The sequence below is a fragment of the Staphylospora marina genome (assembly GCF_003856495.1).
In the GTDB taxonomy this organism is placed as follows: domain Bacteria; phylum Bacillota; class Bacilli; order Thermoactinomycetales; family Thermoactinomycetaceae; genus Staphylospora; species Staphylospora marina.
Map to the genome: position 1 here is coordinate 1,676,127 of NZ_CP034118.1, position 23,693 is coordinate 1,699,819.

At 58.0% G+C, this 23,693-nt stretch carries 20 protein-coding genes; all 20 read right to left on the reverse strand.

Annotated features, from left to right (window positions below; translation table 11 throughout):
• Nucleotides 1-19: 19 nt before the first annotated feature.
• Nucleotides 20-1,375, reverse strand: coding sequence for a UDP-N-acetylmuramoyl-L-alanine--D-glutamate ligase (murD, locus tag EG886_RS08350; protein WP_124727711.1), 1,356 nt, complete (start codon nt 1,373-1,375; stop codon nt 20-22).
• Nucleotides 1,372-2,400: a phospho-N-acetylmuramoyl-pentapeptide-transferase gene (gene mraY, locus EG886_RS08355; RefSeq protein ID WP_420894140.1), complete on the reverse strand. Its 1,029-nt coding sequence runs from the start codon at nt 2,398-2,400 to the stop codon at nt 1,372-1,374. Before mraY ends, murD begins: the two co-directional genes overlap by 4 nt.
• 10 nt (nt 2,401-2,410) lie before the next feature.
• Nucleotides 2,411-3,799: a UDP-N-acetylmuramoyl-tripeptide--D-alanyl-D-alanine ligase gene (locus EG886_RS08360; RefSeq protein WP_124727712.1), complete on the reverse strand. Its 1,389-nt coding sequence runs from the start codon at nt 3,797-3,799 to the stop codon at nt 2,411-2,413.
• Entirely contained in the window at nt 3,796-5,292 is a 1,497-nt protein-coding gene (locus EG886_RS08365) for a UDP-N-acetylmuramoyl-L-alanyl-D-glutamate--2,6-diaminopimelate ligase (RefSeq protein ID WP_124727713.1), read from the reverse strand. The genes EG886_RS08360 and EG886_RS08365 overlap by 4 nt, the downstream gene beginning before the upstream one ends.
• Before the next feature lie 123 nt (nt 5,293-5,415).
• A complete protein-coding gene (locus tag EG886_RS08370) occupies nt 5,416-7,332 on the reverse strand; it encodes a stage V sporulation protein D (protein WP_124728728.1) in 1,917 nt (638 codons plus the stop codon).
• 123 nt (nt 7,333-7,455) lie between these two features.
• The gene (locus tag EG886_RS08375) at nt 7,456-9,222 is read right to left on the reverse strand and encodes a peptidoglycan D,D-transpeptidase FtsI family protein (protein ID WP_124727714.1); all 1,767 of its coding nucleotides are present in this window, start codon (nt 9,220-9,222) and stop codon (nt 7,456-7,458) included.
• A gap of 60 nt (nt 9,223-9,282) precedes the next feature.
• Nucleotides 9,283-9,645: a hypothetical protein gene (locus tag EG886_RS08380; RefSeq protein ID WP_124727715.1), complete on the reverse strand. Its 363-nt coding sequence runs from the start codon at nt 9,643-9,645 to the stop codon at nt 9,283-9,285.
• Between the two features lie 43 nt (nt 9,646-9,688).
• The gene (gene rsmH, locus EG886_RS08385; RefSeq protein WP_124727716.1) at nt 9,689-10,621 is read right to left on the reverse strand and encodes a 16S rRNA (cytosine(1402)-N(4))-methyltransferase RsmH; all 933 of its coding nucleotides are present in this window, start codon (nt 10,619-10,621) and stop codon (nt 9,689-9,691) included.
• Between the two features lie 13 nt (nt 10,622-10,634).
• A complete protein-coding gene (gene mraZ, locus EG886_RS08390) occupies nt 10,635-11,075 on the reverse strand; it encodes a division/cell wall cluster transcriptional repressor MraZ (protein WP_124727717.1) in 441 nt (146 codons plus the stop codon).
• 139 nt (nt 11,076-11,214) lie between these two features.
• The gene (locus EG886_RS08395) at nt 11,215-12,474 is read right to left on the reverse strand and encodes an adenosylhomocysteinase (RefSeq protein ID WP_124727718.1); all 1,260 of its coding nucleotides are present in this window, start codon (nt 12,472-12,474) and stop codon (nt 11,215-11,217) included.
• Between the two features lie 83 nt (nt 12,475-12,557).
• Nucleotides 12,558-14,195 (reverse strand): bacillithiol biosynthesis cysteine-adding enzyme BshC, encoded by a 1,638-nt coding sequence (gene bshC, locus EG886_RS08400; RefSeq protein ID WP_124727719.1) that lies wholly within the window; start codon nt 14,193-14,195, stop codon nt 12,558-12,560.
• Between the two features lie 119 nt (nt 14,196-14,314).
• Nucleotides 14,315-15,739, reverse strand: coding sequence for an MFS transporter (locus EG886_RS08405; RefSeq protein WP_124727720.1), 1,425 nt, complete (start codon nt 15,737-15,739; stop codon nt 14,315-14,317).
• Nucleotides 15,740-15,902: 163 nt separating this feature from the next.
• On the reverse strand, nt 15,903-16,844 hold the full coding sequence (locus EG886_RS08410) for a ketopantoate reductase family protein (RefSeq protein WP_164491738.1): 942 nt from the start codon (nt 16,842-16,844) through the stop codon (nt 15,903-15,905).
• An 81-nt stretch (nt 16,845-16,925) separates the two neighbouring features.
• Complete coding sequence (locus EG886_RS08415; RefSeq protein WP_124727722.1) at nt 16,926-18,464, reverse strand: acyl-CoA carboxylase subunit beta; 1,539 nt, start codon at nt 18,462-18,464, stop codon at nt 16,926-16,928.
• 16 nt (nt 18,465-18,480) lie between these two features.
• Nucleotides 18,481-19,257 carry an enoyl-CoA hydratase gene (locus EG886_RS08420; protein WP_124727723.1) on the reverse strand — a complete coding sequence of 259 codons (777 nt, stop codon included), beginning with the start codon at nt 19,255-19,257 and terminating at the stop codon, nt 18,481-18,483.
• Nucleotides 19,258-19,267: 10 nt separating this feature from the next.
• Entirely contained in the window at nt 19,268-20,173 is a 906-nt protein-coding gene (locus EG886_RS08425; protein WP_124727724.1) for a hydroxymethylglutaryl-CoA lyase, read from the reverse strand.
• Nucleotides 20,174-20,183: 10 nt separating this feature from the next.
• A complete protein-coding gene (locus tag EG886_RS08430; RefSeq protein ID WP_124727725.1) occupies nt 20,184-20,396 on the reverse strand; it encodes an acetyl-CoA carboxylase biotin carboxyl carrier protein subunit in 213 nt (70 codons plus the stop codon).
• Between the two features lie 15 nt (nt 20,397-20,411).
• Nucleotides 20,412-21,749, reverse strand: a complete 1,338-nt coding sequence (locus EG886_RS08435; RefSeq protein WP_420894141.1) for an acetyl-CoA carboxylase biotin carboxylase subunit — start codon at nt 21,747-21,749, stop codon at nt 20,412-20,414.
• Nucleotides 21,750-21,969: 220 nt separating this feature from the next.
• Nucleotides 21,970-22,581, reverse strand: a complete 612-nt coding sequence (locus EG886_RS08440) for an RsfA family transcriptional regulator (protein ID WP_124727726.1) — start codon at nt 22,579-22,581, stop codon at nt 21,970-21,972.
• Nucleotides 22,582-22,861: 280 nt separating this feature from the next.
• Nucleotides 22,862-23,626 carry an enoyl-CoA hydratase/isomerase family protein gene (locus EG886_RS08445; protein ID WP_164491739.1) on the reverse strand — a complete coding sequence of 255 codons (765 nt, stop codon included), beginning with the start codon at nt 23,624-23,626 and terminating at the stop codon, nt 22,862-22,864.
• Nucleotides 23,627-23,693 lie beyond the last annotated feature (67 nt).

Sequence of the window (23,693 nt, forward strand, 5' to 3'; positions counted from 1 at the left end):
AGAGTGGAGAAGGCTTTTCCTATATTTGAAGACTATGCACCGTCTCCTTGAATATGCTCCCCCTCTCTTCAAACGAGGCGTGCTGGTCCCAACTTGCGCAGGCGGGCGACAACAGAACCACGTCTCCGGGACGGGCCAACGTGCCCGCGATCCGTGCGGCCTCCCGGACGTCTTCCGTCACGTGAACCGGAATGCCCGCATCTTTTCCCCGTTCGGCAAGCATCTCCCGGGTCTGTCCGTACACGACCATGACCCGGACACGTTCCTTGATGACGGGAACCATCTCCCGGAAATCGATTCCCCGGTCCAATCCCCCGGCGATCCAGACGACCGGCTCTTCAAAGGATGTCAAGGCGCGGATCGCGGCTTGCGGATTGGTTGCCTTCGAGTCATTGTAAAATTTGATGCCGCTTCGTTCGGTGACAAATTCGAGCCGATGTTCCACTCCCCGGAAAGTGCGGAGAGCTTCCCGGATCGCGTCCTCCGGGCATCCCGCGGAAAGTGCGATCGCAACGGCGGCCAAGGCGTTTTCCAGATTGAACGGTCCCCGGAGAAGAACGTCCGAAACGGGCATGATCTCCCGCTCTCCCGTGGAATCCCGCCAAATGATCCGGCCGTCTCTTTCAAACGCGCCGCAATCCCGTTCGTCGGTCCGACCGAACCAGACAATCCGGCTGCGGACACTTTCCGCGATCTTTCTGCAGATCTCTGATCCCGCATTCAGGACCGCAATGTCTTCTTCCGATTGATTGGCGAAAATCCGTGCTTTGGACCGGACATAATCATCCATGGAGCCGTGGTAGTCAAGATGAGCGGGGAACACGTTGAGCAATGCGGCAATGCGGGGACGGAACGAATCGGTTCCTTTCAGTTGAAAGCTGCTGAGTTCCACCACCAACCACTCGTCGGGCCCGGCATCGGTGACCGCTTCGGTGAGTGCCCGTCCGATGTTTCCGGCCACCACCGGTTTCAATCCCCCGCGGCGGAGCATCTCTCCGACCAGAGTGGTTGTCGTCGTCTTTCCGTTGGAGCCGGTGATTCCGATCATGGGAGAGGAAGCCAGCCATCCTGCGATTTCCACTTCGGTGATCACCGGAATCCCCAGACGGAGCGCTTCCTGCACGGGCTTGGCGTGATACGGAATGCCCGGATTCTTGACGAGAAGATCCACTTCTTCCGACACCAGGCCGTCCGGATGACCGCCGAGGACCACCGGAATCCCAAGTTTCTCCAGTTCAGTCGCTTCCGGACATTCATCCCTTGTTTTTCGGTCGTTCACCACAACGCGGGCCCCGAGCCGGTGCAGCAGCCGGGCAGCCGCCGCACCGCTCCGGGCCATGCCGAGCACGACCACCGATCGGTTTGAAAGATTCATTCGAAGAACACCTCAAGCGCAACCCCCAGGACGGCCAGGAAGAATCCGACCACCCAGAAGGTGGTGACCACCCGCCACTCCGACCAGCCGGAGAGTTCAAAATGGTGATGGAGCGGGCTCATCCGGAAAACGCGTTTGCCGCGGAATTTGAATGAAGCCACCTGGATCATCACGGAAAGCGCTTCGGCCACGAACACCCCTCCGATGATGGGAAGGAGCAGTTCGGTTTCCGTGATCACGGCAAGGGCGGCGATCCCCCCGCCGAGCGCCATGGATCCGGTGTCACCCATGAACACTTTGGCCGGATGGGCATTGAAGACCAGAAATCCGAGGAGAGCTCCGACCACGGCGGTGGAGAAAATGGCGACGGTGTAGTTGCTCTGCATCATTCCGATCACCGCGTAAGCCGCATAGGCGCTTGCCGCGGTTCCCGCGAGCAGGCCGTCCAGTCCGTCGGTCAGGTTGACCGCGTTGGATGCCCCGATCATCATCAGCAACAGAAGAGGAAGATATCCGTAGGTCAGGTCGATGGTGAAATCGGTTCCCGGCAAGGTGACCTTGAAAATGAAGCCCTGCCCTTCGGCACCGGCACGGGCCTCCATGAGTACCCAGAATAAGACCAATCCGATGAAGAGCTGCCCCAGCAGTTTCTGATTGGCGGTCAGCCCCAAATTCCGTTTCATGATCACCTTGATGTAGTCGTCAAGGAAACCGAGGATCCCGTATCCGAGCGTGGCAAAAGCGAGAAAGAACAAGTCGGCGTTGATCACTTGCTGACTGTCGGAATTCAGAAGCACAAAGCTGCTGAACGGAATGGCCGTCAGGACGATGGCGGTGAGAATGATCACGCCGCCCATGGTGGGAGTGCCCGCTTTTTTCAAGTGCGCTTGCGGTCCTTCTTCCCGGATGGCCTGTCCGAATTTGAGCCTCCTCAGAACGGGAATGATGATCGGACCCATGAATACGGCGATTCCGAATGCGACCGCGAGTGGAACCAGAATAATGCGAATGTCGATATTACCCATGATTGTTCCCCTACGCTCCTTCTGTCAGATTGTGAACCACCAGGTCCAAACGGGCGGCACGGGACGCTTTCACCAAGAGAAGAGCCTTGGACGATCCTTCCTCTCCAAGGACCCGAACGGCCTCCTCATGCGTGTCAAAGTGCCGGATCACCCGCTCAGGATCCCGGTTCAGGGCGAGGGCTTCTTCATGAATCCATTTGCCCCGCCGTCCGTACGTATATAGCCTGATGACTCCACGGCGAATGGCATAACCGGCCAACTCCCGATGATAAGCCTCCTCATCTTTGCCGATTTCGAGGATGTCTCCCAAGAGCGCCCACTTTTCCTTTCCGGGTTCCAGTTCGGCCAAAAGGTCCAGCGCGGCTTTCACGGAGGTGGGACTGGCATTGTAAGCATCGTTGACGATCGTCAACCCGTTTCGGGCACGAACGGGTTCCAGCCTCATGCCGGTCAGCTTCACGCTTTCCAATCCCCGGGAAATTTCCTCATCCTTCATTCCGAAGTGTCGACCGATTTCCACCGCCATGAGTGCATTTTTCAGATTGTGACGTCCCAGAAGCGGCAACCGGAAACGATGGCCGGTCCGGAGCGACCGGAACTCGAATCCTTCAAATCCCTTCATTTCCGGTTCGACCGGTGATTCCTCCGATCGTCCGGCCCATCCGACGCGAATCAGGGGACGCGTTTCCCCTTCCAGGAGACGTTCCAAAAGCGGCTCGTCCCCGTCAAACACGATCGGAGCATTCGAGGAGAGCCCTTCTCTTACTTCCAATTTTGCTTTGGCGATTCCTTCCCTGCTGCCGAGAAATTCAATGTGTGATTCACCGATGTTGGTGATGACGGCCGCGTCGGGGGAAGCCATTTTGGAGAGAACGGAAATCTCCCCCGCATGGTTCATTCCCATCTCAACCACGGCGATTTCCGTGTCTTCGGGCATGGACAGCAAGGTGAGCGGCACTCCGATGTGGTTGTTGAAATTGCCGGATGTTTTGTGAACCCGGTAACGGACCGACAAAACGGCGGCAATCAGGTCTTTGGTCGTGGTTTTCCCGTTGCTCCCAGTCACGGCGACCACGGGAATGCCCAGTTCCAGGCGCCAGGCCGAAGCCAGCCGTTGCAGGGCGGTCAACGGATCCTTGACCAAGATGAGCGGAATGTCCGCGTCGGGCAGGGGACGGTCTTCCTGCCACAGGGCGGCGGCAGCTCCCCCTTCCACCGCTTGATTCAGGAACGCGTGTCCGTCAAACCGTTCCCCCGAAAGCGGAACGAACAGACAGTTTTCCCAAAGATTGCGGGTGTCCGTGGAAACTCCCTTCACGAGCAATGTCCGGTCGGCCGCCGTACCGTGCAACCGGCCTCCGGTTGCATGGGCAATCCATGTGCATGTCCGTCGGATCATTCCACTCCCCCGCTTTCCTTCCGCCGGAGAATCGCCTCCCGGGCGACTTGCCGGTCATCGAAATCATGACGGATTCCCTTGATTTCCTGATACGTTTCGTGTCCCTTGCCGGCGATGAGGACGATGTCTCCCGGGTTCGCCACATTCACGGCATGATGAATGGCTTCCCGCCGATCAACGATCGACAGCACCCGGTTTGCCCCCGTTTCCGGCACGCCGGTCAACATGTCCCGAATGATCGCATCCGGGTCCTCAGACCGGGGATTGTCCGACGTGAAAATGGCCACATCACTCATTTCCGCGGCGATTTTTGCCATTTTCGGACGTTTGGTGCGATCCCGGTCCCCCCCGCAACCGACCACGGTCAGGATCCGGCCGGTGGCCAGCTCTTTCACCGTGGCAAGCACGTTTTCGAGGCTGTCGGGCGTATGCGCGTAGTCCACCAACACGGTGAACGGCTGCCCGGCCCTCACCGGTTCGAAACGCCCGCTGACTCCTTCCACCACGGACAGGATCCGGCAGATCTCCGGCAACTCCAACCCTTCCACCAGTCCCACGCTGACGGCGGCGAGCACATTGTAGACGTTGAACTTGCCGATCAACCGGAGCGAAAGTTCCGCATCGCCCTTGAACGTCCGCAGGGTGAACGAAGTTCCTTCCGGAGTGATCCGAATGTTTTCCGCGCGCACATCCGCCGGTCGGTCGATGCCGTACGTGATGACCTGTGCCGGCGTGATTCGGGCGAAATAGGCGGAAGCATCGTCATCCGCATTGAGAATCGCGCAAGGCGTCTGACGGGGATCTTCCCGGTAGTCGTTGCCGAGTTGGCTGAAAAGGAGTCCTTTGGCCTCCCGGTAGTTGTCCATCGTACCATGGTAATCCAGATGATCTTGGGTCAAATTGGTGAAGACGCCGATGCGAAACCGGCATCCCCGCGTTCTCCCCAGATCCAGGGCATGGGACGAGGCCTCAATGACTGAATACTCACAACCCTCGTCAGACATCATCCGAAACATTTTTTGCAACTCCACCGCTTCCGGTGTCGTATTCTTCACCGGAAACTCGCGATCTCCGATCTTCATCCGGATCGTTCCGATCACTCCCGTCTTGCGGCCCACGCCGGCAAGCAAGGCTTCGATCAGGTACGATGTGGTGGTTTTCCCGTTGGTTCCGGTGATGCCGATCAGTTTGAGATCACGGGTGGGCATCCCGTAAAACCGGTCGGCCACGACGGCCATGGCCCGACGGGTGTCGGGAACTTGAATGACCGGCACCGACGCTTCCACCGGCTCCTCCACCAACACCGCCGCCGCGCCTTTTTCCACGGCCTGCCGGACAAACCGGTGACCGTCGACGGTGAATCCCCTGAGGGCGATGAACAAATCTCCCGGTTTCACCTCGCGTGAGTCGATGGAGATTCCGCCGATTTCCGTCCCGGTATCTCCCGTGGTCCGGCAATTCAGCAGCGGCCGGATCAACGTTTCGAGTCGCATCTCGTTCCTCCTTCGCAAAAAACGGAAAGACAACACAAAATGCCAGGGGAGTCCTGGCACAGGTTTTTGCACATAACCTATTTTAATCTCCTTTCTTTTATTTGTCACTCGAATAGATTTTGATCATTTTTGATCCAAGAAAATGCGAACCGCCGTTCCTTTCTTCACTCTCTCCCCAGGTTTCGGGATCTGATCGATCACCACGTTGCCCTGTCCCCGAACTTCCAGCGGGAAAGAATACAGACTGGCTCGAATCTTGTCGACATCTTCCCCGATGAGCTTCGGAACCGTCACCAGCGGAACCGTCTGCGGTGTGTCTTCGGGCGGAATTTGATTTTTCCGTTTGGGTACCTGCAAATACCTGAGCGACTCATCCAGAATGTCACCGACGATTGGCGCCGCCACCACCCCGCCGAACTGAATGCCTTTCGGGTTGTCCACGGCCGCGTAAACCACCAGTTGCGGGTCGTCGGCCGGAGCAAATCCGATGAACGAAACAATATGGTTGTTTTGCAAATATCTCCCGTCCGGTCCCACTTTTTGGGCGGTTCCCGTCTTGCCGCCCACCCGGTACCCGTCGATGAACGCCTTGCGGCCGGTGCCCCGGGCCACGACGCTTTCGAGAGCTTCCCGAACCTGGCGGGACGTGCTTTCGGAGATCACCCTCCGTTTGACCTTCGGCTTGATCTCCTCAAGCACTTCTCCGGTTTCCGGATCCACCCAGGCTTTGGCCACATGCGGTTGCATCAGATATCCCCCGTTGACGGCTGCGGCCACCGCGGCCACCTGTTGAATCGGAGTGACGGAAACGCCCTGGCCGAACGCCGTGGTGGCCAACTCCACCGGTCCGACCTGGCTTTCGCGGAACAAAATGCCCTTGGCTTCCCCGTTGAGATCGATGCCCGTTTTCTCTCCAAAGCCGAAGTTCCGGATATATTCAAACAGCTTCTCTTTGCCCAGCCTTTGTCCCAGGTTGACAAACCCCGGGTTGCAGGAGTTTTCCACCACTTCCAGAAAGGTCTGGTGACCGTGCCCTCCCGCCTTCCAGCAGCGGAGTCGCGCGCCGCCCACCGTTACATGGCCCGGATCATGAAACCCTTCTTTCAGATTCACTTTCTTTTCCTCCAGTGCGGCGGCCAATGTGATGATCTTGAACGTGGAACCGGGCTCATACGTTTTCCAGACGGGAAGATTCCGGTTGTAGACCAGCGGATCGGCGCTCTGGTACTTGGCGGGATCAAAGGTGGGTCTGCTGGCCATGCCGAGAATTTCGCCCGTTTTGGCATGCATGGCGATCACCAGGGCGTTCTCCGGTTGATATTGCGCCATGGCCTGATCCAGCTCCCGTTCGATCACCGCTTGTATGTGATAGTCCAGCGTCAACATCAGATCCAGCCCGTCCCGGGGAGGGGTGAACTCCTCGTGCGTGCCCGGAAGCCGGGTTCCGCTGGCCGTGGATCCGAAGGACACCGACCCTTTGCTGCCGGTCAGCTTTTCATCATAGATCAGCTCCAATCCGGCCAATCCCTGGTTGTCCGCCCCGGTGAATCCGAAGATGTGAGCGGCCAACGTTCCGAACGGGTAATGGCGTCGGCTGTCCTCGGTCACCACGATGCCCGGCAGGCGAAGTCCCTGGATCTGCCTGGCCTGCTCTTCCGTGATCTTCCGTCCCCACGGTTTGATCCAGTCATAGATGACCCGTTTGGTGATCTGCTTGTAAATCTTGTCTTCCGGTGCTTTCAATATGCGGGCGAGTATGCGGGCTGTCCCGGCGGGATCGCGGACTTGCGCCGGGATGACCACCACGGAAGGGGCGCTGACGTTGTAGACCAGTTTCTTTCCGTTTCTGTCCAGGATTTTTCCACGGCTGGCTTCAAACGGAATGTTTCTTCCCCACAGGCTTTTGGCCTTGTCCGTCAATTCCGGTCCCTGAACCAGCTGAACCCAGGCCAGGCGACCCAACAGCACCATGAACACGAACAAGGCCGTCAGCACGATCGCAAACAACCGCTTTCGGACCGTGGCGTGCGTGTTTCGGATCATGCCCGTCCCCCCTTGTCTCTCATCAAGACCAAGGTATGAGACAAGGCCCCGAAACATGCCCTCTCCGAACAGACGAAAAAAACCGGTATCCCCGATGCGGGGTTACCGGTTCACGCATGTTCATTTTAAGGTGGAGAAATCCCTTTGTTGTTGATATTGACGGATTTTCAACGTGCGGCCGAGAATCTCCTTGGCCACCGGTGCGGCCACGGTTCCGCCCGAGACGTTTCCGTAAGGACTGACGGGCTCGTCGATGGCCACGTACACCACCACGTCAGGGTCATCATAAGGAGCAAAACCGATGAAAGAAACCACATAGCTGTCCTTCAGGTATCCTCTGCCTTCCGGGTCGGGCTTTTGCGCCGTTCCCGTTTTGCCCGCCACCCGGTAACCGGCGATGTCCGCCTCCACTCCCGTTCCGCTCTTGACCACATCCCGCATCAATTCGCGTACCGTGCGGGCAGTTCCTTCGCTGATGATTCTCTTCTTTTGCGGAGAAAACCGGGAAACGACCTGCGTTTTTCCGGGTTCCCGGACCTCTTTCATCACGTGCGGCTGAATCCATATCCCGCCGTTGGCAATCGCCGAAATGGCGGCCACCTGTTGAATGGGCGTGACGGAGATCCCCTGTCCGAAGGCGGTGGCGGCCAGTTCGGACGGATACAGCCGTCTGCCGTAATACACGCCGGTCGCTTCAGCCGGGAGATCGATTCCGGTCCTCTCACCGAGTTTTCGGGTGATGTCCCCGAACCCGAACCGCTCGATGTAACGGATCAACCGTTTTTCTCCCAACTTTTGTCCCAGCATGACAAACGCCACGTTGCTGGAGAGTTTGACTCCTTCCCGGTAGGAAATCTCCCCCCAGCCGACCCCGTTCCAATCGCGGATCATCTGGTCCCCCACCTTGACCGAACCGGACATGAACTTGGCATCGGGATCAAACAACCCTTCCTCGACGGCGGCGGCCAACGTGACGATCTTGAATGTGGATCCCGGCTCAAACTGACTTTCCACCGCAAGGTTGCGGGCATTTTTCTCATTGATCGTTTCCGCGACATTTTGCGGGTCAAACACCGGTCGGCTGGCCATCGCAAGGATTTCCCCCGTCTTGGGATCGGCGACGATGGCCGTTCCGCCCTTGGCGTTGTAGTTTTTGATCGCCTCTTCCAGTTCAAGCTCCACCTGCTGTTGAATCTGCATGTCGAGGGTCAGGACCAAGTCTTTGCCGTGAACGGGAGGTTTGTACTCTTGGGGGTTGTCGGTGAGCATCATGCCGGTCCTTGCTTTGGGATACTGAATGTATCCTTCATTGCCGCGCAGCACCTGATCATAATATTTTTCAACCCCGCTCATCGCCTGATAGTCCACGTTCAGGAAACCGATCAGATGAGCAGCCCTCTCGGACAGATACCGGCGGGCGGTGGTCGGTTTGGGATAGATCCCTTTGATTTTCTTCTGTTCTTGCAGCTCCAACACTTTGCGGACGACGCTCTCCGGATACCGGTATTTGCCTCCGTGGCGCAGCTCTTCGCCTTTTCTCACTTTGCGGCTGAGGATCTGTTCCAGAATCTTCGCATCGATTCCCAAAACCTTTGAGAGTTCCGCCGCCGTTTTTTTCGGGTCATCCACTTCGTCGGGATTGGCCACGAATGTCCAGGCATCCTCTTCCCACGCCAATCGTTGGGTGCCCGTCCGGTCGAAAACGGAACCCCGCTTTGGGGTCAAACGGTCTTTCCGGATCCAGGTTTCCAGCGCTTCCGCCAGATATTCGTCGGAGTTGACCGTCTGAATCCACAGAAGCCGGATGCTGATGATCAAAAAACATAACAGAAAAATCATGCCGACGAGCAAAGAACGCATTTTGTTCTTCCGCAGTGACACACCCATGGCTTCAGCCTCTCCCGTTTCCTGTTTCGTCCGCTTCCGGATCAAATCCGACAGGGGAAATCAGGGCTTCACCTTGGGGATGAATTTGGGATCCGTCAGCTCCAGCCCGCGGCTTTCCGCAAACTGGCGGATCTGTTCGGGACTGGTGAGTTGCATTTTTTCCGTCTCCAGTTTCAGCTTGGCCCGTTCCGTTTCTTCGATTTGTTTGTCCAATTGCCGGATCTCCACGGCCAGTTCGGTGACGCGGGCATGCTGGGACAACACCGAGCTGAGCATGGCCACGCCGATGATCACGCTGGAGAGATACAGCAGCTTTTCTCCGACGGGAAGTCCTTTGAACAAAGGCTTTCTTTTGACATTCCGTTTGGGTTCCGGCCGGGTGATCTTCATCGCGGTCGCGGTGTTCCACCGGTTCTCTCTCATATCGGAATCCTCCTTACGCTACCAGCGCATTCTCCTTCAACCCTCACAATTTCGCGGCGATCCTCAATTTGGCCGAACGGGCCCTGGGATTTCTCTCAATCTCTTCTTCGGACGGCAACACCGGCTTGCGGGTCACCACTTCAAGCACCGGTTTTTTCCCGCACACGCACACGGGAAATTCACGCGGGCACACACAGGTTTCCGCCTGACTTTGAAAAAACTGTTTGCAGATCCTGTCTTCCAGGGAGTGAAAAGTGATGACACAGATGCGGCCTTTCGGGCGGAGCAGTTCGACGGCTTGATGCAGCGCGTCGCGAAAGGAGTTCAACTCGTCGTTGACGGCGATGCGAATCGCCTGAAACGTCCGGCGAGCCGGATGGGGGCCTGTTCTGCGGGCCGGGGCGGGAATGGCCCGTTTGATGATGTCAACCAGTTCCAGCGTGGTCCTGATGGGGCGTTTGCGTCTTTCACGGATGATTTCGGCGGCGATTCGACGGGAAAACTTTTCTTCTCCGTATTCGTGCAAGATCCGTGCCAGCTCTTCTTCGGTCCATTCATTGACCACGTGAAACGCGCTCCATTCCTGGCGCGGGTCCATTCTCATGTCCAGCGGCGCTTCCTGATGATAGCTGAATCCCCGTTCCGCCTGATCGAGCTGCGGGGAAGAAACTCCCAGATCAAACAGGACACCGTCAAGTGGCCCCAGGTCAAGCTCCCGTACCACTTCGGCAAGCCTGCGAAAATTCGTTCTCACCAGACGAACCCGGCAAGCCGCACCGGCCAGCCGCTTTTCCGCATGTTCAAGAGCCGACGGATCCTGATCAAACCCCACCAGGATTCCTTCCGGCCCGAGTCTCTCGGTGATCAGGCGACTGTGCCCGGCGCCTCCCAGCGTACAATCCACGTAGGTTCCGTCCGGTCTGATGTTCAATCCGTCCACTGCTTCGTTCAATAACACCGTTTCATGTTCGAACACTGTTCTTCATCCTTCACGTAAGTTCCAAATCCAGATCCACCAGACTTTCCGCGATTTCCGCGAATGATTCCTCCGATTCGGCGCAGTATTCTTCCCAGCGCTCTTTGCACCAGATCTCCACTCTCGTGGAAACGCCGATGATCACGCACTCCTTCTTCAATCCGGCATATTCACGCAGGTTGGCGGGGATCAGCACCCTGCCCTGTTTGTCCGTTTCCGCTTCGCATGCACCGGAGAAGAAGAATCGGGTAAATTTCCGGGCATCCGCCCGGGTGAAAGGAAGCGCCTTGAATTTCTGTTCCAGCCGGTTCCATTCGGAAAGGGGGTAGACGAACAGGCAATGATCCAAGCCGCGGGTGATGACGAAAGTCCCGCCAAGCCCGTCACGGAATTTCGCCGGCACGATCAGCCGACCTTTTTCATCGATCGCGTGCCGGAATTCGCCCATGAACATGCCTGCCGCCTCCCTTCATTCCCCCTTTCCACCACTTCCTCCCACTTCGTACCACATCGGTAATTATACCACACCCCCAAACAAAAATCCTGCACACGGGGTGCAGGATTTCAGGAATCTTTTCCTGATTTTGGAAAAATCAGAGCTTCCAACTGTTCAGGTACTGTTCCTGTTCTTCGGTCAGACGGTCGATGACGATGCCGTTGGCATCCAGGAAATGACGTGCCACCTCTTCATCGATTTCCACCGGAACGTCCAGCACTTTCGGTCCGATGTCGGCATGGTGACGATGCACGTAAAGAAGTGAAAGAGCCTGCAACGCGAACGTCATGTCCATGATTTCCGCCGGATGGCCGTCTCCCGCCGCCAGATTGACCAGACGTCCTTCTGCCAGGAGATACACCTTCCGTCCGTCTTCCATCACGTACTCCTCAATGTCCTTGCGCACCACGCGGCGGTTTTTCGCCATCCGGGCCAGCTCCTCGACGTTGATTTCCACGTTGAAGTGGCCGGCGTTGGAAAGGATGGCGCCATCTTTCATCACTTCAAAGTGCTCCCGGGTGATCACGTTCTTGTTGCCGGTGGTGGTCACGAAGTAGTCTCCGAATTTGGCCGCTTCGATCATCGGCATCACGGTGTAACCGTCCATGTAAGCTTCCATGGCTTTGACCGGATTGGTTTCGGTCACGATCACTTTCGCTCCGAGGCCACTCGCGCGCATCGCCACTCCCCGTCCGCACCATCCGTAGCCGGCGACCACCACGGTTTTTCCGGCCACCACCAGATTGGTCGTCCGGTTGATGCCGTCCCACACGGACTGTCCGGTACCGTAGCGGTTGTCGAACAGCGATTTGCACTGAGCGTCGTTGACCGCCACCATCGGGAAGCGCAGCTGGCCGAACCGTTCCAGGGAGATCAGACGAAGAATGCCGGTCGTGGTTTCTTCACATCCTCCCTTGACAGTCTCCAAAAGATCCGGACGTTCGGAATGAAGGATGGTGACAAGATCCCCGCCGTCATCGATGATCAGGGTCGGCCGGGTTTCCAGGGTCTTGATCAGGTGCCCGTGATACTCTTCCGGAGAAGGATTGTACTTCGCAAACACGGTGACGCCCGATGCAGCCAGCGCGGCGCAGATGTCATCCTGGGTGGACAGCGGGTTGCTTCCGGTGATCACCACTTCGGCTCCCGCGTCTCTGATCAGTTCGGCAAGGCAAGCCGTTTTTGCCTCCAGATGAAGGGAAATGGCCACCCGCTCGCCCGCAAGGGGTTTCTCCGCCAGAAAACGCTCACGGAGGCGGCTCAGAATCGGCATGTGTTGCCAAGCCCAATCCATCTTCAGACGTCCCTGCGGAGCCAAATTGATGTCGCGGATGATGCTGCGTTCCACGGAATTCATGAAGATCCTCCTTTAAACGGGGTTCCGGCGCTCACTTCCGCTCCCGGTCCCCGATCGAGTCGCGATTCATTATACAACCAAATTCAAAGCCAAACCACCTTGTGCAAATCCATGCGAAAATCATCGGCCAAATCCTGTTTCACCAGATGATCGATCCACTCCAGACCGTGCAGGTTCCACAGAGGTACCACCGACCAGATCCGCTCCTGCAGATTTCCTTCCGGTCGTATCCGTTGTTTGAGCCGGTCCCACCGGCGAAGCGAGGCTTCGTGCTTGGTGAAAACGGCCTTTCGGACTTGCCGGAGATACCAGTCCAGCTGCTTCCCGATGTGCTCCCTGTTCTTCTCTCCGAGTTCCCGCATGTTCATGCCGATCGCTTCGTGGAGATGATCCGTCAGCCCGGCATGAATTTGTTCGATCCTCCGGGCGGCCTCCGCAAAGAGCGCTTCGGGATCCACCGGCTCCATCTCCTTAAGCCATGCCTCCTTCGCCTGGTCGATCCGTTCCAGAAGCGAATGTGTGTCCAGTCCGAATTCACGGGCGTATTTGGCCGTCGACGGATCGATCACGGTGTACCCCGCGCGGGGAACCACCACCGGCATTTCCAGTCCGACCGCCTCAAAAGCGCCCCGAAGCAGAGACCAGTAAGCGATTTCCCCGGGACCTCCGACGAATGCCAGGACGGGAAACAGATATTCCTGCATCAAGGGTCTCGTGACGACGTTGTTGCTCAGTTGCTCGGGGTTCCGCTCCGCGACGGTCAAAAGCTCCGCTTCGGACAAAGACACCCCGCCGTCTTTCGTCACCCACCGATCTCCTTTGCGAACCAACAGCCGGCGACGCCCTTCCACCAACAGGAAAAGATGACCGTCCTCCGGTCCTGCTTCCACCTGCGGTTTGAAGCCGGCTTCCCTGAGCCGTCCGGCTTCCTTCGACACCCGGTCGGCGATCTCCGCTCTCCTGCGGACAAGCTCTCCGAAGAACGGGGATTCCAGCCTGCGAACCGCGGGATGGGCGGAATCGAACATCACCAGACCGTACTTTCCGAACAAATGGTGCATCAACCTGGCGAACATCCGGGTCCAGGACGGCGAGTCTTCGGCAAATCCTCCGAATCGCGCCACCCATTCCCGTTTGTATGACGAGTCCGGAAAATACCGGGAAAGCTCTTCCAACCATGCCCGGAACCGGGGACCGTCCACGATGATCCGCGAAACCGGGACACCTTCCGTTGCCCCGGGATCATACCGGAGTTTGCGAATGTCTCCGTTCTCCTCCATCACCCGGACGTGATCCACCTCGGCGTGATCATGGTCCTCACCCGCAATCCAATACACGGGCACCACCGGTCGGCCCAGCCGTTTTTCCTCGCGCCTGGCCAATTGGATCAAGGTGACCGCCTTGTAAATCGCATACAGGGGGCCGCCCAGCAATCCGGCCTGTTGACCGCCGATGACCACCAAGGCGTCCGGGTCGGCCAGCCGCCGGAGATTTTTTTCCACTTCCGGATGAAGCAAGTCGGGCTGATGCCACTCACGCAGAATATGTACCAGTTGTTGCCGGTCCGCCCGCCACGTTGCGGTCCGGAGAGATTCGGCGCGGCGGGTGAAGGAGTCCGCCTGAAACGGCGGATGGACAAACAGCCCGGAAAGCGGGGCCGTCCACTCGAGATACGCATTCAACAGACGGTCCCGCCGCAGCGTGACACTTTCCATGTTCATGGATGATACGGCTCCTCTTGTGATTGATACGGCTCCTTTTGGTTTGATGACTCCTTCTAGATGATACCCCACTCACTTACAAAAAGAAAGCCGTTCTCTCCGACACGCGCGGCAAGCGCTCATTCCATCGCTTTCCGTCGGCTGATTCCTTTCGGGGACGGATCGCATGCGGTCCCGGGAATGGCCTGACTGATCAGCCACCCCACGAGCGAAAAAAATCCGCAGAGCACAAACACATTTTCCTGGGCCGTTTGAATGAGCGATCCGACCGGAAGCGAAAACCAGTGATCCAGCTCCGGGGAAAGCGAACTGAACAACCTGGCCATCACGATGAGCCCCAGCGCTCCTCCGGCCGTCCGGAACATTCCCAGCACGGTGAGCGTCCCCCTGATCCGCCGGTGAGGCAACAAATCAAACAGGACTTTGTGCACCGGAGCCGTCAGGGTGAACGACAAACTGCCGCCCAGAATTCCCAAGGCAACAAACAGCCACGGATTGCCGTTGGTCAGGGCCAAAGCAAAGTATGCCGCCGACGACAGAAGGAATCCCCATGAAGTGACGGTCCGGAAGCTCCATCTTTTGGAGATCCGCATCACTCCCGGAACCGATACGGCCGAGCAGAACAGGATGCAGCCAAGCAGCAATCCGTTCCAGTAATCGGGAAGGCCGTACAACCGGCTCACCCAGCCGGGCACCAGCACCAGCGCCATCCACACGAAGCCCGCCAGAGCCGCCTGCAAATGAAACAGCCACAATCGTCGGGCGGAGAACAGATGCTCCGCAAACAGCGTACGCTCTCCCCGTTGTTCCACCATCCAAAGCGGAATCACCATTCCGATGCCCATGATCCAAAGCGGCAACACTTCCGGCTTCAAAAACGCGGACCATCCGCCGAGCAGATCGGTGCCCGTCACCGCCGTCATGAGAAAAAGCACCGAAAGGCCGAAGAAAAACACGGACTCGCCGCCCGTCACCCCCGATTTCCGCGGACGGTCGGACCCCAACCATTTTCCGGCTCTCAGCATCATGCGCAGAGCCAGGAAAAGATGAAGAAGAAAGAGTCCACGCCAGCCGAGCAAGTGGACGAGCGCGGTGGAAAGGAACGGAAAGGCGGCCGCTCCGAACATGAACAGCGCATACGCCCTGAGCCGTCCGGAGGCATGGCGCAAAACGAACAACCGTTTCACGCGCAAGGCAACGAGCGGAACCAAACCTCCCGCTCCGGTGGCTTGAACCACCCGGCCCCAGACCAGCCAGACCCATTCCCCCGACAGCGCCGCCACCAGGGTTCCGGCGGCAAACAAGATGAGGGAAACAACGAAGACGCGTGTCCGGCCGTACTGATCGGCCCATCCTTCAAACACGGGAAGAGCCATGGAAAAGAACAACAGCGGCAAAGAAATGGCCCATACCGCCCAGTGGATGGCCAACCCGTGTTCTTCCATGATCGGACCGAGTCCGGGGGTCAAGATGGCCACGTCCAATGTTCCCAAAATCACAGCGATCATATAGGTTTCCAGCCTGAATCGCTTCGAAGGCGCCACTCGGTTCCCCCCCGTCCGGACATCCTCGTTTTTCCCTCTTCATTATAACATGTCGTTCCCGCGCCATAAGCCGTGACGGCCGCGGCTTTCCGCAAGGCTTCGCCCGAAGAAAGCGGCACCGGCACTCCGCCTGTCAAAGGAACGTCTTGTCGGATGACATTCTTCATGCTTTCAAATGTCTTTCTTTTTCCCGGATCCGGTCGACCAGTTGACGATTGACGGGGGTGTCCATCCCCATCCGTTCCCCCAACCGGACAACCGTTCCGTTGATCCAATCGATTTCGGTGGGTTCGCCTCTCATCAGATCCTGCAACATCGACGACCGGTTTCCGGAGGTGTTCCGGCAAACGTTCACCACTTTCTCCAGCATCCGGTTCGCATCAAGCCTCACGCCGATCGCCTCCGCCACCCGGACGGCTTCCTCCACCACCGCCCGAAGCAGTGGAGCATGGCGTTCATGAAGCAGATCGCCGTTCGGAATTTCCAAGATTGCGGTGGGAGCATTGATCGCACAGTTAATGACCAGTTTCTCCCACATGCGCGAACGAATGTCATGTTCCCTGTGAATCTTCACTTCCGGATCAATGGCAGACACCCGTTCGATCCACGCATCCAGCCAAGACGGCTCTCCCTCCCCCTCATGCGGAAACGGCCCCACCCATGTTTGACCGGATCCCGTGTGATGCACGCGGTTCGGTCCGGTTCTGAGCGCTCCCTCGGTGGTCACGGCCGCGAACGTGTGCGCCTTGGCTCCCAGCCTCCTGATTTCCCGGTCATGCCCCCAACCGTTCTGAAAAAACACGAGTGCGCTCTGCTCATGACTCATCGGAGACAGACGGTCGATCAATCCGGGCAGATGACGCTGCTTGACGGTCACGAGCAACACGTCGAACGGGTCACCGGCCGGATCGGCGGAAATCGCCTTCGCCCGAACATCGACCAAGGATTCTTCCCCGTCAAGACCGGTGAAAACCAGCCCCTTGTTCCGCAACCGTTCCGCCTGTGCTTCCGTCCGGGTGATCACCGTCACGTCCAAACCGCCTCCGGCAAGTCGCCCGGCCCACAGCAGACCGAGAGCTCCTCCTCCGATCACGCCGGTTTTCATGGATCCCACCTCCTCTCCTCTAATCATACTTGTCCAAACGACTGAAAGGGATTCGGAGAAATCTCCGAACCCCTTTCAGACTCACACCGGATATACCGGATGTTTTCGCTCGCTGAACGTCACCTGCTTGTTCTCATAAGCGGCAAACCGTTGAATCAGTTCCTTGCGAAGTTTGTCCGGCTCCACGATGCCGTCGATGATCAGCTCGCTTGCCAGTCGGTAGATGTCGATGTCTTTGCGATACTCCGCCCGCTTTTCCATGACAAACCGGGTGCGTTCCGGCTCTTCCAGCTCGGCGATTTTGTTCGCGTACACCGCGTTGACGGCGGCCTCCGGTCCCATCACCGCGATCATGGCCGTGGGAAGGGCCAGACAGCAATCCGGCTCGAAGGCGGGACCGGCCATGGCATAAAGCCCGGCGCCGTATGCCTTGCGAACGATCACCGAAATCTTGGGAACGGTCACCTCGGACATGGCGGCAATCATTTTGGCCCCGTGACGGATGATGCCTCCCCGTTCCACCTGGGTTCCGATCATGAACCCGGGAACGTCCGCCAGGAACAACAACGGGATGTTGAACGCATCGCACAACGTGATGAACCGCGCCGCCTTGTCGGCGGAATCGATGAACAGCACCCCGCCCTTGACTTTCGACTGGTTGGCCACGATGCCGATCACTCTTCCGTTCAGCCGGGCGAACCCGGTGATCAGCTCCTTGGCGAACAGCTGCTTCATTTCAAAGAACGATCCTTCATCCACGAGGCTGCGGATCAGTTCATGCATGTCAAACGGGATGTTTTCCTGATCCGGAACGATTTCCGAAACCGGCCGGACCCCCGCTTCCGGTTCCTTCGGTTCCGCCGCGGGCGGATTTTCTTTCCAGTTCGCGGGGAAGTAGCTGAGATATTCCCGGGCGAGACGAATCGCTTCTTCTTCACTGGCCGCCAGCACGTCTCCGCAACCGCTGACCGTGCAATGCATGCGCGCTCCGCCCATTTCTTCCAGCGTCACTTTTTCCCCGATCACCATTTCGGCCATGCGCGGAGAACCCAGATACATGCTGGCGTTTTTGTCCACCATGATCACCACGTCGCAAAATGCGGGGATGTACGCTCCGCCTGCGGCCGACGGCCCGAACAGGATGCAGATTTGCGGGACCATGCCGGACAGTTTCACCTGGTTGTAGAAAATCCTTCCCGCTCCCCGTCGGTTGGGGAACATGTCGATCTGGTCGGTGATTCTCGCTCCCGCGGAGTCAACCAGATACAGGATGGGCACTTTGAGCTTTTCGGCCGTTTCCTGGATCCGGATGATTTTTTCCACGGTCCGGGCTCCCCAGGAACCTGCTTTCACCGTGGAATCGTTGGCCATCACGCACACCGTTTGTCCGCCGATTTTGCCGATGGCGGTCACCACGCCGTCCGCCGGCAAATCCCCGGCCATGCAATTGGCGAACAGGCCGTCTTCCGCCTGGAACTCGCCCCCGTCGAAGAGCAGCTCCAGTCGCCGGCGCACAAACAGCTTGTTCTGCTGTTTGAGTTTTTCATGATATTTGGGAGCGCCGCCTTGCTCGACGGTTTCCTTGCGCTCCTTCAGGATCCGGATCCGCTCCTCTTTCATGGTTCTCCCTCCCTGCTCATTCACCCGTGTAACGCGGTTTTCTCTTCTCCTTGAACGCGGCCAATCCTTCCAAACGATCCTTGGTGGGGATCAAGGTTTCATACGACCTTGTCTCGAGCAGCAAACCGGTGTCCAAATCGGTTTCCATGCCCCGGTCGATCGCGAACTTGGCCTGTTTCAGGGCCAGGGGCGCGTTTTCCTTGATCCGTTCGGCCATGCGAATCGATTCTTCCAGCGCCGTTCCTTTCGGAACCACCCGGTTGACCAGTCCGATCTGATACGCTTCCGATGCCGGAATGCGGGCCGCGGTGAAAATGAGCTCTTTGGCTTTGGCCTTGCCGATCAGTCTGGGAAGCCGCTGCGTGCCGCCCGCTCCGGGAATGATGCCCAAGGATGTTTCGGTCAAACCCATGGACGCGGTCTCGTCGGCAATCCGGATGTCACACGCCAGCGCCAGTTCGGTTCCTCCCCCGAACGCCACCCCGTTGATCGCCGCGATGACCGGCATGGGGATCCGTTCCACGAGCGTGAACGTTTCCCGAATGGTGTGAATGTAACGGCGAACCTGATCTTCCGTGAACGTGCGCCGCTCTTTCAGGTCGGCTCCCGAGCAGAACGCCTTTTCGCCTTCCCCGGTGATGATCACCACCCGGGTCTCCCGGTCATGAACCGTTTCTTCGGCGATGCTCTTCAGTTCCAGAAGGAGCTCCAGATTGAGCGCGTTGTACATCTCGGGCCGGTTCAGCGTAAGGATTTTGATACCGTCTTGTTTTTCGACTCGGATCACTGCCATGTCCATCACCTCAAGCCTTGCTGCTGTCATTGCCGGCTGCCCGTGCCCGGAGCACCCGTGACGGAAGCGGCCTTCCAAGAAGTTTCTCGGCGACGAGTCCGGCTTCGCACAACAGATCCAGATCGATGCCGGTGTCCACTCCCATGCCGCTGAGCATGTAGACGAGCTCTTCCGTCGCCAGATTGCCCGACGCTCCCGGAGCATACGGGCAGCCGCCAAGTCCGCCGAACGAGGAGTCCAGCGTGGTGATGCCCTCTTCCAGAGCGACCCAGGCATTGACCAGTCCCGTGCCGCGGGTGTCATGAAAATGGCCGGCCAACCGGTTGGCGGGGAAATGCCGGAGCAATTCCCTGAGCACCTCCCTGACCTGGGAGGGAGTGGCCACGCCGATGGTGTCCCCGAGGGAAACTTCGTAGACACCCATTTCGAACAGGGCTTCACACACTTTGATCACTTGCCGGACAGGCACTTCACCTTCATACGGGCAGCCGAAAACGGTCGAAACGTATCCCCGGACCGGTTTTCCGTGCCTGGCGGCTTCCTCCACCACCTCAGCCAGCACCGGGAATGTTTCGTCGATCGATTTGTTGATGTTTTTCCGGTTGTGGGTCTCGCTGGCCGACATGAACACCGCGTACTCGTGAACCGGCGTTTTCAGCGCGCGGTCAAGCCCCCGACGATTCGGAACGAGCGCTCGATAGACGACATCATCGTGTACGGGAAGGCTGCCCGCCAGTTCGTCGGCATCGGCCAGCTGAGGAATCCATTTGGGATGGACGAAAGAGGTGACCTCCAGATGGCGGACTCCCGCACGAATGAGCCTCTCGACCAGATCCCGCTTGTGTTCGACCGGAATCACCGCCCGCTCGTTTTGCAAGCCGTCCCTGAGTCCCACTTCCACGATGCGGACTTCCACGTCGGTCACCTCATTCCAGCTCGATGAGCACGTCGCCTTCCCCGACGAACGAACCGGGTTCCACCTTCACTTCCTTCACGACGCCCGATGCATCGGACTGCACGGGAATCTCCATCTTCATGGATTCCAAAATCACCACGTCTTGTCCCGATTCCACCCGGTCTCCCGGAGAAACCAGAATCGAAAGAACCACTCCTGCCATGTTTGCCTGAATTTGTGCCATGATCCGCTCACCTCGTCATGCCTGTTTTCGGGTCAAAATCTGCGTGTCATATACACCATTGACAAATGCGGGGTCATCCAGGACCCGGAGCAAGAGGGGAATGTTTGTCTTGATTCCCTCAATCCGGAACGAGCGCAGGGCTTCGGCTGCCCTGCGAAGCGCTTCTTGCCGGGTGGAACCGCTTACAATCAGTTTCGCGATCATCGGATCGTAGAACGGGGTCACCGTCACCCCTTCCGCCACTCCGCTGTCCACCCGGATCCCGTCCCCGGAAGGCTCACGATACACGCGGAGCGTGCCGGGCGAAGGATAAAACGTGTCCGGATCTTCCGCATAAATCCGAAACTCCAGCGCATGTCCCGCGGAAGGCACGTCTTCCTGCTTCAAGGATAGAGCATTTCCTTCCGCCAAGTCCAGTTGCATCTTCACCAGATCGATTCCCGTCACTTCCTCCGTGACCGGATGCTCCACCTGAAGACGGGTGTTCATCTCCAGAAACCAGAACGACTCGTCCGGGGCCATCAGAAATTCCACCGTTCCCACTCCGGTGTATCCGACGGCTCTGGCCGCCCGGACCGCCGCATCGGTGAGCAGCTTCCTCGTTGCGGAGGAGACGGATGGAGAGTGGCACTCCTCAATCACCTTCTGGTTCCGGCGCTGAACCGAACATTCCCTCTCATGCAAGTGAATCACGTTTCCGAACACATCTCCGGCCACCTGGACTTCGATGTGTCTGGAACGGTCCACCCACTTCTCCATGAACAGCGTCCCGTCCCCGAAGTATGCTTTGGCCCGTCCGGCGACGGAATCAAAGGCCTTTTGAAGTTCTTCCGGGCTCCGGCAGACGTGCATGCCGATGCCGCCGCCTCCCGCGCTGGCTTTCAACATCACGGGATACCCGATCGACTCCGCGGCCGCCAGCGCTTCCTCCCGTCCGCCAAGCGCCCTCGTTCCCGGAATGACCGGGACGCCCGCCTCTTCCATCACCTTCCGGGCCGTCACTTTGTCTCCCATGCGGGTGATCACGTCCGGTCTCGGACCCACCCAGATGAGATTCCGATCGAGCACTTGCTCGGCAAACGACGCATTTTCGGACAAAAAGCCGTATCCGGGATGCACCGCGTCCGCTCCGGTTTTCTCCGCGGCATCCAGAATGGCTTCAATGTTCAGGTAACTTTTGGCTGCCTGGGCGGGACCGATCGGCACCGCTTCATCCGCCGCTTTCACGTGCGGCATGTCACGATCCGCTTCGGAATAAACCGCCACCGTCCGGATTCCCAATTCCCTGCAGGTGCGCATGATCCGGCACGCGATCTCCCCACGGTTTGCCACGAGCAGTTTCCGGATTTTCATACTGCCCCCCCTGTTTCCTGCTTTGGATCCGAATAAATCGACGAAAAACGCCAATCGCGGAGATCCATTTTTATCTCTTCGACGGCTCGGTATAGCATTCCTTCTCAAAAAGCATGCGATTCGTTCATAAACGAATATACAAAACCATCAAACAATTCCCCAAACCGAAAAAGACCCACACACGGACAGGTCTGATGCGGGTCTTCACGACCGGAGCCCGTCAATCCACGCGCTCCAGATTTCTGTTTTCTTCCATTTTGAATTTCGGCTGGCCGGCACCGTCGGCTTCTCCTTCGAGCATCGCCAGTTTGCGGGCCCGTTCCATGATCTGGACCAATGTCCGGTAGTCATCGTTGACCATCCGGTAGTCACTCTGCACGTGATCGAGTTTCCCTCTCATTTCCCGGTTTTCTTCTTCGAGGCGGGCCAGATCGGCTTCTTTTTCCTGCAATTCCTTTTCCAGCTGCTTCTTCTGCCTCCGAAGTTCCGCCATTTCATTTTTGTACTGTCTCAGGAAGCGGATGACGTTGTCGATCGTCCATCCCGAATCTCCGCCGATGGCGGCTCCTTCCACCCTGAGCCGCTGTTGTCTTTGCTTTTCGCGATTCTTTTTCTGACGTTGGGCCTTGGCAATCTGAATGGCCGCCTCATATTTTTTCCGAACCGTGCTGTTCCAACGGAATCCGCAGGCGGCCGGGGTCCGGCCCAATTTTTCCGCCACTTCTTCGAAGGCGGACAGTTGGGTGCCCCCCTCGCGGATATGCCTCAGTGTCACTTCCGCCAGAACGAGATCATCCTCCGGCGTCCACGCATCCTGTCGCTTGACAGCCATTGTCTTCGCTTCCCTCCGATCTTCATGCTGCAGTCCGCGTTCTCTCACAGCGGTCCCTGATGCCACTATATGCATCTGGTATAAAGCATAGTATATGGATCTACTACTTCTTATTGCCATCGGAGGTTGCGAGTATACCTGTCCCAAGAACGCAGGCGGCCGGAACCGGGAGATCCCGGCCGGTGAAGCGGAAAAAACGCACGGCGGTGCCGAACGAAGATTTCACGTTTCGTCCGGCACCGCCCGGTGAACTTACCGGCACTAAAGCCGGCGGAATCCGTCAAGACTTCCGCGTTTTTCGGAGAAACGATTCCACGGCCTGTCGATGCCGGTCCGAATTCCATCCCGCCGCGCAATTTTCGGCTTCGATCTCCGTCAGACGGGAAGCCGGCACTCCGTCACGGACCTGCCGGGCCAATTGCTTGTACGCGCGTACCACTTCGACCGGAGCGTCCGCAAACCGCCGGATGAACACGTTCAATTTTTCCTCAAAGGAATCTTCCGGCAAAATCCGGTCCACCAGCCCCAGCTCCCATGCCCTGCCCGCGCTGATCCGCTCACCGGTCAACAACAACTCCAGCGCCGGGCTGATGCCGATTTTTTTCATCAGCCTCGAACCTCCTCCCCACCCGCTGGTGATGCCCAATTTCACCTGGATCATGCCGAACAGGGCCCGTTCGGAAGCGATGCAAAAATCGGTGCTGGCGGCCAACTCACACCCTCCGCCCACGGCCGGCCCTTCCACGACGGACATGGTGATGACTTCCCATTCCGAAATCCGCTGCAGGATCCGGCCCATCCTTTTCATGACCGGCAAGATCCCCTCCCGGTCCAGCCGGTGAAACTCATCGAGATCACCTCCGGACACGAACGCCCGTCGATCTCCCCGGAACAGGACCAACCGCAATGTTTCGTCCCGCTCCCATTCGTCAAGCACGTGTTCCAACTCTTCCATCATGGCGAGATTGACCGCGTTTCTCGCTTCCGGACGCCGGAAGACGATCCGGCCGATTCCGTCCGTTTTTTCCGTCAAAAGTGTCCGCATGTTGAACATCCCTTCCGCTGTCCTTGATACCGTTTGGATCAAAGGGTATAATAAGTCCTGTTGAATC